Here is a 17,562-nt window from a genome sequence, read left to right as displayed (position 1 = left end):
TTGTGGATCCGGCAGAAACGAAGTTTAGAGGAACAATCCTGGTCCGGGTCGCGTTCCTTCGGGGAATCTGACGCCTACTTTCTGAATCTTGTTCCCGTCCATGGTCGCCACGGTCCAGATCGTGCCATGCCAATCGACCTGGTCACCTACTACTGGAGCGCCTCCGACCTTCTGTCGGATGAACTGCGCCAACGGCATTTTCGCGTCCAGGCCATCGAGTTTCAGGCCGTAAAGCGCTGCAACGGCTCCCAGTTCGGCATCGCCTTCGAGCACGAAGTCGCCAAAGAAACGCAGGTCCAGGCCGCGTTGTGGCGCTTGGCTGAACAACTTGCCCAGGGCAGGCAGGTTGTGCTCATGACCGATCACGCAGAGCATGTCGTCAACTTGCAGCACGGTACTGCCTGAGGGGTGCAGCAGTTGTTCGCCCCGGAACAGCGCGGCAATCCGCGTGCCTTCGGGCATTTTCAGCTCGCGCAGGGCGGCCCCGATGCACCATTTTTCGGCGCCCAGGCGGTAGACGAACATTTCCCACTCGCTGGTGATGTGCACTTCCAGGGCAGAGCGGGAGATTGGCGCCGGGTCTGGCGGCACGGTCACTTTTAGCAGTTTGGCCACCCACGGCAGGCTGGTGCCTTGCACCAGCAGTGATACCAGCACGATGAAGAACGCCAGGTTGAAGAACAGCTGAGCGTCTGGCAGGCCGGCCATCAGCGGGAACACCGCCAGAATGATCGGCACCGCGCCGCGCAGGCCTACCCAGGAGATAAAGCCTTTTTCGCGGCCATGGAAGGCCTTGAACGGCAGCAGTGCCGCGACCACCGACAGCGGCCGCGCCACCAGGATCATCCACAATGCCAGGCCTAGCGCCGGCAAGGCGATGGGCAGCAGGTCGTGAGGTGTGACCAGCAGGCCCAGCACCAGGAACATGCCGATCTGGGCCAGCCATGCCATGCCGTCGAGCATGTGCAGGATGCCATGGCGGCTGCGGATAGGCTTGTTGCCCAGCACCAGGCCGCACAGGTATACGGCGAGGAAGCCGCTACCGTGCAGGGCGTTGGTCAGCGAGAACACCACCAGGCCGCCGGCTACTACCAGGATCGGGTACAGGCCACCGGCCAGGTTGATGCGGTTTACCAGTTGCAGCATCAGCCAGCCGCCACCCAGGCCCAGCAGCCCGCCGATGCCGAATTCGCGCAACAGGTGGCCCAGCAGGCTCCAGTGCAGGCCGGTCTGGCCGCTGGCGATCATGTCGATCAGGGTGACCGTGAGGAACACGGCCATTGGGTCGTTGCTGCCCGACTCGATCTCCAGGGTGGCGGTAACCCGTTCGTTCAGGCCTTTGCCGCCCAGCAGCGAGAACACCGCAGCCGCATCGGTAGAGCCCACGATGGCGCCGATCAGCAGGCCCTGGATCAGGCTCAGGTTGAACAGCCAGGCGGCGACCAGGCCGGTGAGGGCGGTGGTGATCATTACCCCGACCGTGGCCAGCGACAGCGCCGGCCACAGCGCTACGCGAAAGCTTGCCACCCGCGTGCGCAAGCCACCGTCGAGCAGGATCACGGCCAGTGCCAGGTTGCCCACCAGGTAGGCGGTCGGGTAGTTGTTGAAGATGATGCCGCCACCATCGACACCGGCGACCATGCCGACGGCGAGGATGATGACCAGAATGGGGATGCCCAGGCGCGAAGACAGCGAGCTGACCAGAATACTTGCACCCACCAGCAATGCGCCGATCAAGAACAGGCTGTTGATGGTGCTTGCATCCAAAGGCAGGTACTCCGAGACAGCGGCGGGAAGGGACGTGGTAGCGCGTTGTTCAGCAAAAGCTAGCAGGTCGCGTGCCAATCGATTCTAACCTGAGGCCGATGCGGGCTGTAAAGCGATACCGCATCGTTACTGCGGCTTGCCTGTGTAGTGGAACGCCTTGTCCCAGGTAGCCAAGATCCATGAACGATCAAGAAACCTTGTCACTCGCCCAGCTGGCCCAACGCATGCTGGGGCATTTCCCTGATTTGCACAGGATGGCGCGTCAAGCGGCCGGCCATGTGCTGCACCAGCAACTAGGGTACTGGGTGGATCCGGACAGGCTCTATTGGCACGAATTCCACGCCGCAGCAACGAGCTCGCGCAGCTACACCGGCTGGTGCCACAGCGGGCCGCCTTGGCGCTCCCTGAGCCTGACCGAGCTGGTGATCCAGCGCTTCAGCCCACAGCAGCAGGACAGTGCAGATGAATTAAGCGTTTACGGTGGCTTCTACCGGGTGGACGCCAGCCACATTGACTATGACGAGCGCAACGAAGTGCGGCTTGACCCACAGCACGTGCTGAAGGCGTTCTGGCAACTGGATTTTGCGGGGCGCTATACCGAGGCTCTGAGCAGGTTCCGGTCGCTGCATGGCGAAGATTATTGCGTGCTGGCCCGCGCCCGTTTCCTTGCCGCCGTGGGCCAATCGACGCTCAGCGAGCCAGAGCGGCGGGAGCTGATGGTGGCGACGTTTGCGGTACCCGCACTGCCGATCAGTGTGCAAGGTCTGCGACAGACCCGGCCAGTGAATGCCCAGCGGGGTTGGAGCACGCTTGCCATCGGCGGTATCAGCGCCAGGCTGCTGTTCCAGCATAAGCTGAAGACTGGCAAGTTGTGCCTCTATCTTGCCGATGCGCAGGCTGTTGTGCAGGTATTCGACAATCGCCACGTACTTACAGCATGGCTTGCTGATCAGGCCGACACGCCTGAGGGGCGGGAGCGCCTGGTCAGGCTGTTCGTCGGGGATGGAGTACTGGCACAGCCGCTACGCCTGCGCATAAGCACATACCTCAAGTGGCTTGCCCAGTCACGGGGCGATATCACGATTGCCGGGCAGGCGATTGCAGGGGACCTGTTCGTCCACCTGCGCGAAGCGGTCATGGATGATCTGACCAGCGATGCCCACGAGCGGCTGACCACCAACGCACAACTGCGCAAGGCCAACTGGTTGGCGGGCTTACAAGCTGCCAGTCTGGTCATTGCACCGATGGCGCCGTTTGGCTGGCCAGTCTTATTGACCTCGCTGGGGCTTGGCACCGTGAGCCTGGCGCTGCACCTGGACCGGGCGCTCAATGGCAAACGGGCCTGGCGCACGGCAGCATGGTGGGCAGTACTGACGGATATCCTTTTCATCCTGCTTGATGCAGCAATGATGCGTGCCGGTGAGCTGTTCAGCGATAGCCGCGTACCCCCGCGCATTGTTGGCCAGGCGCAAACCGCGGTTGCCAAGGTCGATTGGGGGCTTTACATGGCGCCGGCGGCAGACGAATTGCTGGCTGTGTCGGACGGGGCGCTGGCCCGCCAGGAAGCCCTGATGGGCGCGGTGCCGTGGGCTGACCTGGATGCCTTGGGCGCCCGCGGTGAGTATCTGGATGCATTCAGTGAGCCCTTTCCCGTCTATCGCGATGAGCACGGCTTTGGCTCGCCCGCCATTGCCGAGTACACCAGCTCACCAGAGCGCTACAACAACCTGTGGCGGGGGCTGCCCCTCGAGGGTACTCACGCCGAGAATATCCAGCGCAGTCACGACCTTGCCCGTGCCCTTGGCGAGATAGGCGTAAGCAACCAGGTACGGCTGTACCGTGCTGCGTCGGGCTTGCGGGGTTCCGGTATACCGGCGTTCGGCGATGGCGCCATTGAGGTGGGGGACGTGCTGGTGACCACCGACTTCACGTCTTTCACGGAAAACCGTTATGCGCTCTGGGAGGTTTTCAACGACCCGCAGACCCAGGTCAGTGGCAGAGGGGCGTTTGATGACAACGCGTTGGTGTACGTGCTGGAACCGGGCGAGGACATGCAGGCCACGCCTATCGGGCCTTTCTCAAGGCGACCGGATGAGGCAGAGTCGCTGATGTTGCCAGGGCGCTACCTGCAAGTGGAAAAGATGACAGCCGTTCAGGGCCACGATTATCGCTTCATGGAGGTGTGCCTGAAGGCACTGGCGCAAGCGCCAAGCGGGGTGACAGTGCGGGAGATGCGCACGGGGGTATTGTTCGATCGCCAGGCACTGGCTGAGCGGTTGGGCACAGAGGATGACGCGTTGATGCGCACCTTCTTTGCGCTGCCCACCTGACTGGAAGGCGTAAGAGGGGCCGCAGCGCGGCCCCTGATCAGGGTGTCAGCCCTGCTTCACTTCACGCATCGGCTTGCCTTTCACCGGCGCATCCCCTGCCACATAGTACTTGGCGGTGCTGCGCGGCAGCGGCTTGCGACCACGGATCTTGTCCGAGATCTTCTCGGCGATCATGATCGTGGTGGCGTTGAGGTTGCCGGTGATGATCAGCGGCATGATCGACGCATCGACCACGCGCAGGCCCTTCATGCCATGCACACGGCCTTCGCCGTCAACCACTGCCATGTCGTCGGTGCCCATCTTGCACGAGCACGACGGGTGGAAGGCGGTTTCGGCGTGCTCGCGGATGAACTTGTCCAGCTGTTCGTCTGTTTGCACGTCGGCGCCCGGGCTGATCTCGCGGCCACGGTATGGGTCCAGTGCCGGCTGGGCCATGATTTCGCGGGTCAGGCGGATGCCGTCACGGAACTCCTGCCAGTCCTGCTCGGTGGACATGTAGTTGAACAGGATGCTCGGGTGCTGGCGCGGGTCTTTCGACTTGGCCTGGATGCGGCCACGGGCAGGCGAGCGCATGGAGCCCATGTGCGCCTGGAAGCCGTGTTCCTTCACGCCATTGGAGCCGTTGTAGTTAATGGCCACCGGCAGGAAGTGGTACTGAATGTTCGGCCACTTGAATTCAGGGCGCGTACGGATGAAGCCGCCAGCCTCGAACTGGTTGCTGGCGCCGATACCGGTGCCGTTGAACAACCACTCGGCGCCGATGGCCGGCTGGTTCCACCACAGCAGCGATGGGTACAGCGACACCGGCTGGGTGCAGGCGTACTGCAGGTACAGCTCAAGGTGGTCCTGCAGGTTTTCGCCAACGCCCGGCAGGTCGTGCACAACCGGGATGTCGAGGCTTTCCAGCAGTGCGCGCGGGCCCACGCCGGAGCGCTGCAGCAGCTGCGGAGAAGCGATGGCGCCGGAGCTTACGATCACCTCCTTGCGGGCACGGGCTTCAACACGCTCTTCGCTGTCGCCGACCAGGTAAGTCACGCCAACGGCGCGTTTGCCGTCGAACAGCACGCGGTCGCTCAGGGCGTGGGTGACGATGGTCAGGTTCGGGCGCTTCTTGGCTTGGTCCAGATAGCCACGGGCGGTGCTGGAGCGGCGGCCGTTTTTAGTGACCGAACGGTCCATCGGGCCGAAGCCTTCCTGCTGGTAGCCGTTGAGGTCTTCGGTGCGCGGGTAACCGGCTTGTACGCCGGCCTCGACCATGGCGTGGAACAGCGGGTTGTTGCCGGCCTTTGGCGTGGCAACGCTGACCGGGCCTTCACCACCGTGGTAATCGTTCGGGCCGATGTCACGGGTTTCGGCTTTACGGAAGTACGGCAGGCAATCCAGGTAGGTCCAGTCTTCCAGGCCTGGCAGTTCTGCCCAGCCGTCGAAGTCCATGGCGTTGCCGCGGATGTAGCACATGCCGTTGATCAGCGACGAGCCACCCAGGCCCTTGCCACGGCCACACTCCATGCGGCGGCCGTCCATGTGCGGCTCCGGGTCGGTCTCGTAGGCCCAGTTGTAGCGGCGGCCCTGCAGCGGGAAAGCCAGGGCGGCTGGCATCTGGGTGCGGAAGTCGAAGCGGTAGTCAGGGCCACCGGCTTCGAGCAGCAGCACGGTGACGCCGGCGTCTTCGGTCAGGCGGGTGGCCAGGGTGTTACCGGCCGAACCGGCACCGACGATGATGTAATCGAATTCTTGGGACATGAAAGTACCCTCGTGTTGGCGGTGATCAGGGAGCGGGAACGCCCGTGCACAGCGGCACGGGCGTGGCTAGACAGGGCTTAGAAAACCGAGTTGTAGCCGCCCAGCTCGACCTGGACCGACTTGATGCGAGTGTATTGAGCCAGCGAGCTGACGCCGTTCTCACGGCCGACGCCCGACTGCTTGTAGCCACCGACCGGCATTTCGGCCGGCGATTCACCCCAGGCGTTGATCCAGCAGATACCGGCTTCCAGCTTGTGGATGATGCGGTGGGCGCGGGTGATGTCGTTGGTGCACACACCGGCGGCCAGGCCGTACTCGGTGTCGTTGGCACGGCGGATCACTTCTTCCTCGGTCTCGTAGGACAGGATGCTCATGACCGGGCCGAAGATTTCTTCCTTGACGATGGTCATGTCGTCGGTGCAGTCGGTGAACACGGTCGGGGCCACGAAGGCGCCCTTGGCGAAGTCACCTTCGGTCAGACGCTCGCCGCCGCACAGTACGCGGGCACCTTCTTCTTTACCCTTGGCAATGTAGCCCAGCACGTTTTCCATGTGAGCGAAGCTGACCAGCGGGCCGAAGTTGGTGTTTTCGTCTTCCGGGTTGCCAACGCGGATGCGCGCAACACGCTCGGCGATCTTGGCTTCGAACGCCGCCTTCATTTCAGCCGGGATGAACACGCGGGTGCCGTTGGTGCACACCTGGCCCGAGCTGTAGAAGTTGGCCATCATGGCGATGTCGGCGGCCTTGTCCAGGTCGGCGTCGGCGCAGATGATCAGTGGCGACTTGCCGCCCAGCTCCATGGTGACTTCCTTCAGCGAGGAGCTTGAGGCGCTGGCCATGACTTTCTTGCCGGTGGTGGTGCCGCCGGTGAAGGAGACTTTTTCGATGCGCGGGTGCTCGGTCAACCAGGTGCCAACTTCGCGGCCGCTGCCGGTCAGCACGTTGAACACGCCATTCGGCAGGCCGGCTTCGGTGTAGATCTCGGCCAGTTTCAGGGTGGTCAGCGAGGTGACTTCCGATGGCTTGAAGATCATCGCGTTGCCGGCGGCCAGGGCCGGGGCGGATTTCCACAAGGCGATCTGGATCGGGTAGTTCCAGGCGCCGATACCTGCGGTCACGCCCAGCGGCTCGCGGCGGGTGTAGACGAAGGACGATTCACGCAGCGGAATCTGCTCGCCTTCGATGGCCGGTACCAGGCCTGCGTAGTATTCCAGCACGTCGGCGCCGGTGACGATGTCGACGTAGCGGGTTTCGGAATACGACTTGCCGGTGTCCAGGGTTTCCAGCTGGGCCAGTTCATCGTTGCGCTCGCGCAGAATTTCGACGGCACGGCGCAGGATGCGCGAACGCTGCATGGCGGTCATCGCAGCCCAGACTTTCTGGCCACGCTCGGCGCTTTCCACGGCCTTCTCGACATCGGCCTCGGTGGCACGTTGTACGTGGGCGAGGACTTCGCCGGTGGCCGGGTTGATGGCTTCGAAGGTGGCATCGCTGCCAGCGTCGACGTAAGCGCCATCAATGTAGAGTTTTTGCGTTCCGAAACGGGCCATAGTGTCCTCGCAAGTGCAGTGTGTGGTTTGGCTTGCGCGTCACGCTCCTGCCGGGTTGGCAAGGGCCGTGCGTGCTGGTTCGGCAGCCTGGTCGTTTGTGCCCAGGGTGTGCTGTTTAGCCAGTTGTAGATCCATGTATTCGTAAGCAATCCGTATCGCCTGGTCGGTGTCGAATGCATCACCCGACAGGGCGCCACGCAGCCACAAACCGTCGATCAGGGCTGCCAGGCCGCGGGCTGCCTTGCGCGCATGGTAGAGCGGCAGGGCACGGCGGAACTGGCAGCACAGGTTGGAATACAAGCGGTGGTCGTTGATCCGCTGCAACCTGTGCAAATCGGGCTGGTGCATGCTGGAAGCCCAGAAGGCCAACCAGGTTTTCATTGCCGGGCCGTTCACCTGGCTGGCATCGAAGTTGCCTTCGATGATCACTTTCAGATGAGCGCGCGGGCTGTCATCCGCCAGGGCCTGTCGGCGTGCTCTGACACCTTCGTTGAGCATGCTCATGATGTAACCCATCGTCGCTGCGATCAGGCCGTTCTTGTCCCGAAAGTAGTGACTGATGATGCCGTTTGACACACCGGCCAAGCGGGCAATCAGCGCAATGCTGGCGTCCCCCAGACCGACCTGATCGACCGCCTGCAATGTGGCTTCGATCAACTGCTGGCGGCGGATGGGTTGCATACCGACCTTGGGCATCTTGCTATCTCCTCAGGTCTGCGAGCAGGCGACGGGCGGCTGACTCGGCGAAGACCAGTCTATTTTGTTTTGATTGAACGTTCAATCAATAAAGAATAAGCTCTGCGACAATTTGTGCCATTGACAGCTTTCAGGGCGGTCGAGAAGGCACGGATTGACACCCTAGGAAATCGTGTAACCCCCGGAATACAAGGCGTTGACGGGCATGAGCGATGCGAAATACAGATTCTGCCGCACGGCCCCTGGCCCTGCGACAGGCCCTTGGAGCGGGCGAGGTAGTCGGTGACGAATGCGCGCACCCCTGCGGATGCTTGGCATTTTTCAGCAGCCCCAGTCTGTTTTTTTGCAACGTATCGATTCGGGATCACGGTTTCCAAGGTGCTTTTATAACACCTGACGCAGTGGGGATATTCCACCAATTGCTCGGGAAAGACTGATTAGCCTCCACAGCCGTACTGCCCGGAGCATTCGTGCAATGAGTTCTGCCTCACTTACCAAGCCCCCCGCCGAGAGGGTACGGGTCAACCGCGTGGTGTTCTTCACCTCCGCGCTGATGATCCTTGTTCTGACTGCCTTGCTGATCGCTGTACCCGATACCGCTGGCCAGGTGCTGGGCGTGGCCCAGAAATGGCTGACGCGCACCTTTGGCTGGTACTACATGCTGGTGATCTGCGGTTACCTGCTGTTCGTCGTCTACCTGGCCTTCTCCGATTACGGCAAGCTCAAGCTTGGCGGCAAGGACGACCAGCCTGACTTCAGCTACGGCGCCTGGGCCGGCATGCTGTTCTCTTCCGGTATTGGCATTTCGCTGCTGTACTTCGGCGCTTCCGAGCCGCTGGACCATTACTTCAACCCACCGGAAGGCACCCCGGCCAGCCTCGAAGCTGCGCGCCAGGGCCTGCAGCTGACCTTCCTGCACTGGGGCCTGCATGGCTGGGCGATCTACGCCTTGGTCGGCCTGGCTGTGGGTTACTTCGCCTACCGTCACAACCAGCCGCTGGCATTGCGCTCAGCGCTGTACCCGCTGGTGGGCGAGCGTTGGGTCAAGGGCGCTGCCGGCAACGCGGTGGACATCTTCGGCATGTTCGTCACCCTGCTGGGCCTGGTGACCAACCTGGGGATCGGCTCGATGCAGGTGTCCTCGGGCCTTGAATACCTGTTCGGCATGGAGCACAGCCAGACCAACCTGCTGGTGGTGATCCTGGTCATGGCCGGCGTGGCAACCGTGGCGGCGGTATCGGGCGTGGAAAACGGCATTCGCCGCTTGTCCAACCTGAACATCCTGCTGTTCAGCGGCCTGCTGCTGTTCGTGCTGCTGGCGGGCAACACGCTGCACCTGTTCAACGGCTTTGTGCAGAACGTTGGCGACTACCTGAACGGTATCGTGCTGAAAACCTTCGACCTTTACGTGTACGAAGGCGAAGCCGGCAAGTCCGAGCGCTGGTTGGGCCTGTGGACCGTGTTCTACTGGGCCTGGTGGATTTCCTGGGGCCCGTTCGTCGGCATGTTCATTGCCCGTATCTCCAAGGGCCGTACCGTGCGCCAACTGGTCAGCGGCGTGCTGTTGATCCCGCTGGGCTTCACCTTGGCCTGGCTGTCGATCTTCGGCAACACCGCACTGGACCTGGTGATCAACCAGGGGGCGGTGGAGCTGGGCAAGACCGCGCTGGAACAGCCGTCAATGTCGATCTACCAACTGCTGGAATACTTCCCGGCGGCGAAGATCGTGATTGGTGTGGCGGTATTTGTCGGCTTTGTACTGTTCCTCACCCCGGCCGATTCCGGCGCGGTGATGATGGCCAACCTGTCGTGCAAAGGCGGCAAGGTGGATGAAGACGCCCCGCACTGGATGGTGGTGTTCTGGTCGGTTGTCATTACCCTGGTCACCATCGGCCTGCTGTTTGCCGGTAACTTCGAAGCCATGCAAACCATGGTCGTGCTGGCAGGCCTGCCGTTCTCGGTGGTGCTGGTGCTGTTCATGTTCGGCCTGTACAAGGCCATGAAGCAGGATGTGGCGGTCGAGCAGGAGCGCGCCGAACTGGCTGCCCGTGGTCGTCGTGGCTTCAGCGAGCGCCTGACCCAGCTGGAGCTGCAGCCCACCCAGGCTGTGGTGCAGCGCTTCATGGACAAGCAGGTCAGCCCGGCGCTGAAAGAAGCGGCCGCGCAGTTGCAGACTCTGGGCTTTGAGGTGGAAACCCGCGTTGGCCAGTCGCGCAACATGATGGGCCTGCGGGTGATGATGGACGAGGGTAACCCGTTCGTTTACGAAGTGAGCCTGGACGGCTACATGGCCGCGCCGAGCGAGGCGCCGGTGGAGGGTGAACCGGAAGTGCGTCAGCGCTACTATCGCGCCGAGGTGTACCTGCACGATGGCAGCCAGGAGTATGACCTGATGGGCTTTGCGCCCGAGCAGATCGTGCGTGATGTGCTGGATCAGTTCGAAAGCCACCGCCAGCTGCTGGGGCGTGTGTACAGCTGATTGCTGTTGATGCAAACAAAACCCCGCTCACTGAGCGGGGTTTTTTATTGGGGTCGCTTTGCGGCCCTTCGCGGGCATGCCCGCTCCCACAGGATTGTCACAGGGCCTGAAGCCGGCGCGATCCCTGTGGGAGCGGGCGTGCCCGCGAAGGGCTGCAAAGCAGCCCCAGCTTCTCAGCGATTGGTGTAGCGGCCATTCTTGCCATGCCCAGGCATCGCCTGGTTGCTGCGCACGGCAATCATCTGGCTGAGCCTGATCAGTTCGACGCCCTGGGCCTTGAGCTGTGGCAGTGCTCGTTCCAGCACGTCGAGGGTTTGTGGGTAAGGATGCCCGATCAGCACCGCAGACCCTTGCTTGCGCGCCAGGGCGATGCCTTGCTGCAACTGCCCGGTGATCGCCTCGGTTGTGCGCACATCGTCGAGGAACACATCCCGCGAAACGTGGGCCAGGCTGATGCGCTGGGCCTCGGCTGCGGCCACGGTGGCGGCGCTGGTGCGGCTGTCGACGAAGAACAGGTGGCGTTGCTGCAGTTCACCCATCAACCAGGCCATGGGTTCACGCTGTGCCGTCATGCGGCTGCCCATGTGGTTGTTGATGCCGGCGGCGTAGGGCACTTTCGCCAAGGCCGCATCCAGGCGCTGCGCCAGCGCTTCGATGGCTATGCCCGGGTGCCAGGCATAGGGCCCGGTGGCCGGGTCCATGGGCATGTGCAGGATCACCGTTTTGCCGGCCTTGTGGGCCTGGCGGGCGAAGTCAGTGGCATGCGGGGTATCGGGCATGATCGCCATGGTCACCGGGCCGGGAAGGGCGAGGGTGCGGCTGTCACGCTCGGTGCTTTGGCCCAGGTCGTCGATGATGATGCTCATGTAGGCCTTGCTGACCGGCGCCGCGTGCGCGACACCGGCCATCAGGGAGAACAGCAGACACAGCAGGTAACGCATCGTGTGGATCATTTGCCCGAAGTGATGTTCAGCCCCTTGAGCAGGCTCAGGGCCTGGCTCAGCTGGAAGTCATCGTCCTGCGGGCGTTCCTTGCGTTTGCTGCTGCCGGTCGGGCGGTCGGCGCCGCCGTTGCCGTTGCCCAGGTGGCCCTGCAGGTCGGCTTCCTTGAAATTGTCGGTATCGACTTCGGCGGTAAGTTTGGCCGGGCGCACTTCGATATCGGGGACGATGCCCTGGGCCTGGATCGAGCGGCCATTCGGCGTGTAATACAGCGCGGTAGTCAGCTTCAGGGCGCGGTCGTTGGCCAGCGGCAGCACGGTCTGCACCGAGCCTTTGCCGAAGCTATCGGTACCCATCAGTACGGCGCGCTTCTGGTCCTGCAGGGCGCCTGCGACAATTTCCGAGGCCGAGGCACTGCCGCCGTTGATCAGCACCACCAGTGGCACGCCATCGCTGGCGTCGGCCGGGTCGGCAGAGAAACGCAGTTCGGAGTTGGCGATGCGGCCCTTGGTGTAGACGATCAGGCCCTTGGTCAGGAAGTGGTCGGCCACTTCCACCGCCGACTGCAACACGCCGCCCGGGTTGTTGCGCAGGTCCAGCACTACCCCGCGCAACTTCTTGCCGTTGTCTTTGCGCAGCTTGGCCAGCGCCTTGCCCACTTCGTCGCCGGTCTTGACCTGGAACTGGGTGATGCGGATGTAGCCGTAATCGTTCTCCAGCAGCTGGCTCTTCACGCTCTTGACCTGGATAACCGCGCGGGCCAGTGTCACGTCGAACGGATTGCCGCCGTCACGCACCAGGGTCAGGGTGATCTTCTCGCCGATCTTGCCGCGCATCTTGTCGACCGCTTCGGTCATGGTCTGGCCACGGGTCGGGGCGCCGTTGATCTTGACGATCAGGTCGCCTGCCTGCACGCCGGCACGCGAAGCCGGGGTGTCGTCGATTGGCGACACCACCTTGATAAAGCCGTCTTCCTGGCCAACCTCGATGCCCAGCCCGCCGAACTCGCCGCTGGTGCTTTCCTGCAGCTCCTGGAAGTCCTCCGGGCCGAGGTAGGCGGAGTGCGGGTCGAGGTTGCTGAGCATGCCCTTGATGGCGTTTTCCAGCAGGGTCTTGTCATCCACCGGTTCGACGTAGGCAGCCTTGATGCGGTCCATGACCTCGGCGAAGGTGCGCAGCTCTTCCAGCGGCAGCGGCGCCTTGGCGGTTACCTCGGTGGCTGGCACTGCGGCGGCCTTGGCCGGCTCTGCGGCGGTGGCCAGGGGCGCGCCGACCGCCAGGGCGATGGACAGGGCCAGCTGGGTGAGACGAGGCGAGTGCAGCATGTCGAACGAACTCCTGATCCTGTAAGTGCTCCCTGGGGAGCATCGGCGCAGCTCTCAGTCTACGCCGTATAAATTTGACTAGCCCCGGCACCATTGCGAAGGGTCGGTAGGCCGGCCCTGCTGGCGGATGGCGAAGTACAAGCCTGCCGCGTCCTGGCCACCGCTGTCACCAACGGTGGAAATGGCTTCACCGGCCTTGACGATATCACCGGCGTTTTTGAGCAGGCTCTGGTTGTGACCGTACAGGCTCAGGTAACCATTGCCATGGTCGAGAATGACCAGAAGCCCCGCGCCGCGCAACCAGTCGGCGAACACCACGCGCCCGCCGTGCACCGCACGGACCTGGGTGCCCGGGTTGGCACTGATCATCACCCCATCCCACTTGGCACGGGCGTCGCTGCCGCGGGCATCACCGAAGCGTGCCAGCAATCGACCGTTCACCGGCCATGGAAGTTTTCCCCGTGCCGAAGAAAATGCACCGCCGTAGCTTGCGCCGTCGGTGGAAACCATCGGGCCGAGCGTGGTGCGAGCCTTTTTCGGTGGTTCCACAGGTTCCTGGGCCTGCTCGCGGGCAGCGGCGGCGGCCAGCGCCTCCTGCTGACGGCGTTTTTCCGCTTCCTGCTGGGCCAGCAAGGCTTTCTTGCGCGCCTCTTCAGCTTCGCGGGCCTGCCGGGCCAGGGTTTCCTCGATGGTCTTGAGGACTTTGGACAGGTCGGCCTGGTCCTGCTCGCGGGCTTGCAACTTCTGATCGCGGTCCTTCATGTCGCCATTGAGCTTGGCCAGCACCTGCTGGCGCTTGCCGCGTTCGGCTTCCAGCGCCTGGCGGCGGCTGTCGAGGTCGGCGCGCTGGGTCAGCAACTGTTGCTGCTGGCCGGCAATTTCCTGCTCGACGTTGGCCAGTTGGCGCAAGGTCTCGTTGAAGGTGCGCAATTGCTCCAGGCGCGCTTTGCTGAGGTAGTCGTAGTACGTCAGGGTGCGGGCGAACTTCTCGGGGTTCTGCTGGTTGAGCAGCAGTTTGAGGTATTCCTCGCGGCCGTTGTTCTGGTAGGCCGAGCGGGCCTGTATGGCAATCAGTCGTTGTTGTTCAACGCGGGCGCTCTGGAGTTTTTTTTTCTCGGTATCAAGGCGCTCCAGATCGCCCTCGGTCTTTTTTAGTTCTTGCTGCAGTGCCTCCACCTGCTTTTCGAGGTTGCCGATGTCGGTCTCGGTGGCTTTGAGGTCCTTTTGCACACCGGCCTTTTCTTCCTGGAGCTTGCCCAGCGTCTTCTTGAGCTCGGCAATATCCTGGCGGGTGGCGTCCAGTTGCTGCTGGGTCTGGGCACGCTCATCGGCAAAGGCCGGGCTGAGCAGGCAAGATAGGGCGAGTAGGATCAGGGCGCGAAGCATGGGGTTTGGCGTACCAAGGATGGAGACCGGCCTAGTATGCCCGCCCGGGCAGGCAAAAAAAACGCCTCGCTGCGGGTGCAGGGGGGCGTTGGTCTGGAAGTCATGTGCGATCGGGGCCGCTTTGCGGCCCATTCGCGGGGCAAGCCCGCTCCCACAGGTACCCACGCAGTGCGTTGTGGGAGCGGGCTTGTCCCGCGAATGGCGCCAATCAGGCGTCGATCAGGATCGACGTCCCGGTCATTTCCACCGGCTTTTCCAGCCCCAGCAACTTCAGCATGGTCGGTGCCACATCGGCCAGCACACCGCCTTCGCGTACCTTGACGTTGCGCTTGCCCACATAGATGAACGGCACCGGCTCGGTGGTGTGCGCGGTGTGCGCCTGGCCGGTGCATTCGTCTTCCATCTGCTCGACGTTGCCATGGTCGGCGGTAATCAGCGCTTCGCCGTCTACCTTCTCCAGTGCTTCGACAATGCGCCCTACACAGGTATCCAGCGCTTCGACCGCCTTGACCGCTGCCTCGAACACGCCTGTGTGGCCAACCATGTCACCGTTGGCGTAGTTGACCACGATCACATCGTAACGCTGCTGCTCAATGGCTTCGACAATGCGATCGGTCACTTGCGGCGCGTTCATCTCCGGCTGCAGGTCGTAGGTGGCGACCTTCGGCGACGGGATCAGAATGCGTTCTTCACCTTCAAACGGCTCTTCACGCCCGCCCGAGAAGAAGAAGGTAACGTGGGCGTACTTCTCGGTCTCGGCGATGCGCAGCTGGGTCTTGCCGTTCTTGGCCAGGTACTCGCCCAGCACATTGTTCAGGCTGGAGGGTGCAAAAGCCGCCGGGGCCGGGATCTTGGCCGAATACTGGGTCAGGCCGATGTAGGCCGCCAGTTTTGGCAGGCGGGCGCGTGGGAACTCGCTGAAGTCGGTTTCCACAAACGCACGCGACAGCTCGCGGGCGCGGTCGGCGCGGAAGTTCATGAAGATCACGGCGTCGCCATCTTCAACCTTGACCGCCTCGCCAATGCGCGTGGCCTTGACGAACTCGTCGCTCTCGTCACGGGCATAGGCCGCTTCCAGGCCGGCCTGGGCGGTGTCGGCGGTGTACTCGGCGGTGCTGTCGACGATCAGGTTGTAGGCGGCGCTGACACGGTCCCAGCGGTTGTCGCGGTCCATGGCAAAGTAGCGGCCGATCAGGCTGGCGATGCGGCCCTTGCCCAGCCTGGCGAAGGTGGCGTCGATCAGTTCGATGGACGACTGGGCGCTGCGTGGCGGGGTGTCGCGGCCATCGAGGAAGGCGTGCAGGTAGATCTTTTCTGCCCCGCGCTGCGCAGCCAGTTCGGCCATGGCAACCAGGTGGTCCTGGTGGCTGTGCACGCCGCCATCAGACAGCAGGCCGAGAATGTGAACGGCCTTGCCGGCACTGGTTGCCTTGTCCACAGCGCCGGTGAGCACCGGGTTCTCGAAGAACTCGCCATCGCGGATGGCTTTGGTGACGCGGGTGAAGTCCTGGTAGACGACGCGGCCGGCCCCCAGGTTCATGTGACCGACTTCGGAGTTGCCCATCTGCCCGTCCGGCAGGCCGACATCCATGCCCGAGCCGGAAATGAGCCCATGCGGCCGGGTGGCGCGCAGGCGATCATAAACCGGCGTATTGGCGGCAAAGATGGCGTTGTGTTCGGGGATTTCACTGTGGCCGAAGCCATCCAGGATGATCAGGACCAGGGGTTTGGGCGTACTCGTCATCAATCAAACTCACGGTTGTTCAAAGATGATAAAGACACGCATTTTAGGGCAAATACGCCACCTGCGGCGAATATTCGTCCTGTTCCCTGACCAGCGCGGCCAATGCGGCAACATGAAGGTACCTTTGCAGCCCGCCCGTCGGGCTTTGGTGGTACTGGGGGGCTGTGTATACTGGCCGGCATTTTCAATCGCCTGGAACACCGCTGATGGTTGCTCACCTGATTCAATTCGCGACAGATCACTACATCCTGGTTGCGATTTTCGTTGTTCTGCTGGTCCTGCTGCTGCTCAACGAAATCCGCCGCGGCGGCCAGAGCCTGAGCAATGGCCAACTGACCGCCCTGGTCAACGCCGACAAGGGCCTGGTCATCGACATCCGTACTGCCAAGGAATACGCCGCTGGCCACATCGTCGGTGCCATCAACATTCCGCAGGACAAGCTGTCCGCTCGCATGAGCGAGCTGGAAAAGCACAAAGAGAAGACCCTGATCGTTGTCGACGCAATGGGCCAGCAGTCCGGCACCCACTGCCGCGAACTGCTCAAGGCTGGCTACACCGCTGCCAAACTGAGCGGTGGCGTTTCCAGCTGGAAAGCCGATAACCTGCCCCTGGTGAAGTGATATGAAGCCCGTCATCGTCTATTCCAGCGACTACTGCCCCTACTGCATGCGCGCCAAGTACCTGCTCGAGAGCAAGGGCGTGGCCTTCCAGGAAATCAAGGTCGACGGCAAGCCGCAGGTTCGCGCCGAGATGAGCCAGAAGGCCGGCCGTACGTCGGTGCCGCAGATCTGGATCGGCAGCACCCACGTCGGTGGATGCGATGACCTCTATGCCCTGGAGCGCGCTGGCAAGCTCGACGCGCTGCTGGCGGCCTGATTTGCACTGCATTCAAAAACATTAGGATAAGGACCTGCCATGACTGACCAACAGACCAACGGCGCTGCTGCAGAAGACAACAGCCCTCAGTTCTCCCTGCAGCGCATCTATGTGCGCGACCTGTCGTTCGAGGCCCCGAAAAGCCCGCAGATCTTCCGTCAGACCTGGGAGCCAAGCGTTGCGCTGGACCTGAACACCAAGCAGAAGGCTCTGGAAGGTGACTTCCACGAAGTGGTGCTGACCCTGTCGGTTACCGTCAAGAACGGTGACGAAGTGGCCTTCATTGCTGAAGTGCAGCAGGCCGGTATCTTCCTGATCGCCAACCTGGATGCGGCTTCGATGAGCCACACCCTGGGTGCGTTCTGCCCGAACATCCTCTTCCCTTACGCCCGTGAGACCCTGGACAGCCTGGTGACCCGCGGTTCGTTCCCGGCCCTGATGCTGTCGCCGGTCAACTTCGACGCACTGTACGCGCAAGAAATGCAGCGCATGCAGGAAGCGGGCGAAGTGCCGACTGTGCAGTAATCACTGCCGGTATCAAGAAAGCGCCTCTCGGGGCGCTTTTTTGTTGCCTGTTCCGGCCTCTTCGCGGGGCAAGCCCGCTTGTGTCTTGGAGAAGGAATAGAATCTGAAGTGAGAGCGGTGAATGGCAAGCTGATAGCCCGAGGTGCCCAGAGCACGTGTGGGAGCAAAAGCTGCCATTCACCGTTCCACTTTGGCGAGAG

At 62.6% G+C, this 17,562-nt stretch carries 13 protein-coding genes; 5 read left to right on the top strand and 8 right to left on the bottom strand.

What is annotated here, in order from left to right; genetic code table 11:
• Positions 1-24: 24 nt before the first annotated feature.
• Entirely contained in the window at positions 25-1,767 is a 1,743-nt protein-coding gene (locus CKW35_RS13755) for a potassium/proton antiporter (RefSeq protein ID WP_016489608.1), read from the bottom strand.
• Between the two features lie 179 nt (positions 1,768-1,946).
• Between CKW35_RS13755 and CKW35_RS13750 the strand changes: the two genes are divergently transcribed.
• On the top strand, positions 1,947-4,097 hold the full coding sequence (locus CKW35_RS13750; protein ID WP_095116149.1) for a dermonecrotic toxin domain-containing protein: 2,151 nt from the start codon (positions 1,947-1,949) through the stop codon (positions 4,095-4,097).
• Positions 4,098-4,142: 45 nt separating this feature from the next.
• Here the strand turns inward: CKW35_RS13750 and betA are convergent, their stop codons facing one another.
• The 3 genes from betA to betI all read right to left on the bottom strand — a co-directional run bounded on the left by betA (position 4,143) and on the right by betI (position 8,086).
• Positions 4,143-5,840: a choline dehydrogenase gene (gene betA / locus CKW35_RS13745; protein WP_016489606.1), complete on the bottom strand. Its 1,698-nt coding sequence runs from the start codon at positions 5,838-5,840 to the stop codon at positions 4,143-4,145.
• 77 nt (positions 5,841-5,917) lie between these two features.
• Positions 5,918-7,390, bottom strand: a complete 1,473-nt coding sequence (gene betB / locus CKW35_RS13740) for a betaine-aldehyde dehydrogenase (RefSeq protein WP_016489605.1) — start codon at positions 7,388-7,390, stop codon at positions 5,918-5,920.
• 39 nt (positions 7,391-7,429) lie between these two features.
• Positions 7,430-8,086 carry a transcriptional regulator BetI gene (gene betI, locus CKW35_RS13735; RefSeq protein ID WP_016489604.1) on the bottom strand — a complete coding sequence of 219 codons (657 nt, stop codon included), beginning with the start codon at positions 8,084-8,086 and terminating at the stop codon, positions 7,430-7,432.
• A 532-nt stretch (positions 8,087-8,618) separates the two neighbouring features.
• Between betI and CKW35_RS13730 the strand changes: the two genes are divergently transcribed.
• Positions 8,619-10,565 carry a BCCT family transporter gene (locus tag CKW35_RS13730; protein WP_224372596.1) on the top strand — a complete coding sequence of 649 codons (1,947 nt, stop codon included), beginning with the start codon at positions 8,619-8,621 and terminating at the stop codon, positions 10,563-10,565.
• Between the two features lie 173 nt (positions 10,566-10,738).
• Here the strand turns inward: CKW35_RS13730 and CKW35_RS13725 are convergent, their stop codons facing one another.
• The 4 genes from CKW35_RS13725 to gpmI form a co-directional block, all read right to left on the bottom strand.
• Positions 10,739-11,506, bottom strand: coding sequence for a divergent polysaccharide deacetylase family protein (locus CKW35_RS13725; RefSeq protein ID WP_024717347.1), 768 nt, complete (start codon positions 11,504-11,506; stop codon positions 10,739-10,741).
• A gap of 8 nt (positions 11,507-11,514) precedes the next feature.
• Positions 11,515-12,831, bottom strand: coding sequence for a S41 family peptidase (locus tag CKW35_RS13720; protein WP_016489601.1), 1,317 nt, complete (start codon positions 12,829-12,831; stop codon positions 11,515-11,517).
• Between the two features lie 78 nt (positions 12,832-12,909).
• Positions 12,910-14,217 (bottom strand): murein hydrolase activator EnvC, encoded by a 1,308-nt coding sequence (locus tag CKW35_RS13715; RefSeq protein ID WP_016489600.1) that lies wholly within the window; start codon positions 14,215-14,217, stop codon positions 12,910-12,912.
• 208 nt (positions 14,218-14,425) lie between these two features.
• A complete protein-coding gene (gene gpmI, locus CKW35_RS13710) occupies positions 14,426-15,961 on the bottom strand; it encodes a 2,3-bisphosphoglycerate-independent phosphoglycerate mutase (protein WP_060516906.1) in 1,536 nt (511 codons plus the stop codon).
• A 206-nt stretch (positions 15,962-16,167) separates the two neighbouring features.
• On the opposite strand from gpmI, the gene CKW35_RS13705 reads away from it, so the two are divergent.
• The 3 genes from CKW35_RS13705 to secB are packed head-to-tail and all read left to right on the top strand — an operon-like array spanning position 16,168 to position 17,362.
• Complete coding sequence (locus CKW35_RS13705) at positions 16,168-16,581, top strand: rhodanese-like domain-containing protein (RefSeq protein ID WP_095116147.1); 414 nt, start codon at positions 16,168-16,170, stop codon at positions 16,579-16,581.
• 1 nt (position 16,582) lies between these two features.
• Positions 16,583-16,837 carry a glutaredoxin 3 gene (grxC, locus tag CKW35_RS13700; RefSeq protein ID WP_016489597.1) on the top strand — a complete coding sequence of 85 codons (255 nt, stop codon included), beginning with the start codon at positions 16,583-16,585 and terminating at the stop codon, positions 16,835-16,837.
• A 39-nt stretch (positions 16,838-16,876) separates the two neighbouring features.
• Positions 16,877-17,362: a protein-export chaperone SecB gene (secB, locus tag CKW35_RS13695; protein WP_016489596.1), complete on the top strand. Its 486-nt coding sequence runs from the start codon at positions 16,877-16,879 to the stop codon at positions 17,360-17,362.
• The last annotated feature ends 200 nt before the right edge of the window (positions 17,363-17,562 follow it).

Source organism: Pseudomonas sp. Irchel 3F3 (assembly GCF_900187545.1).
In the GTDB taxonomy this organism is placed as follows: domain Bacteria; phylum Pseudomonadota; class Gammaproteobacteria; order Pseudomonadales; family Pseudomonadaceae; genus Aquipseudomonas; species Aquipseudomonas fortuita.
This window is presented reverse-complemented; position numbering and strand designations above follow the sequence as displayed.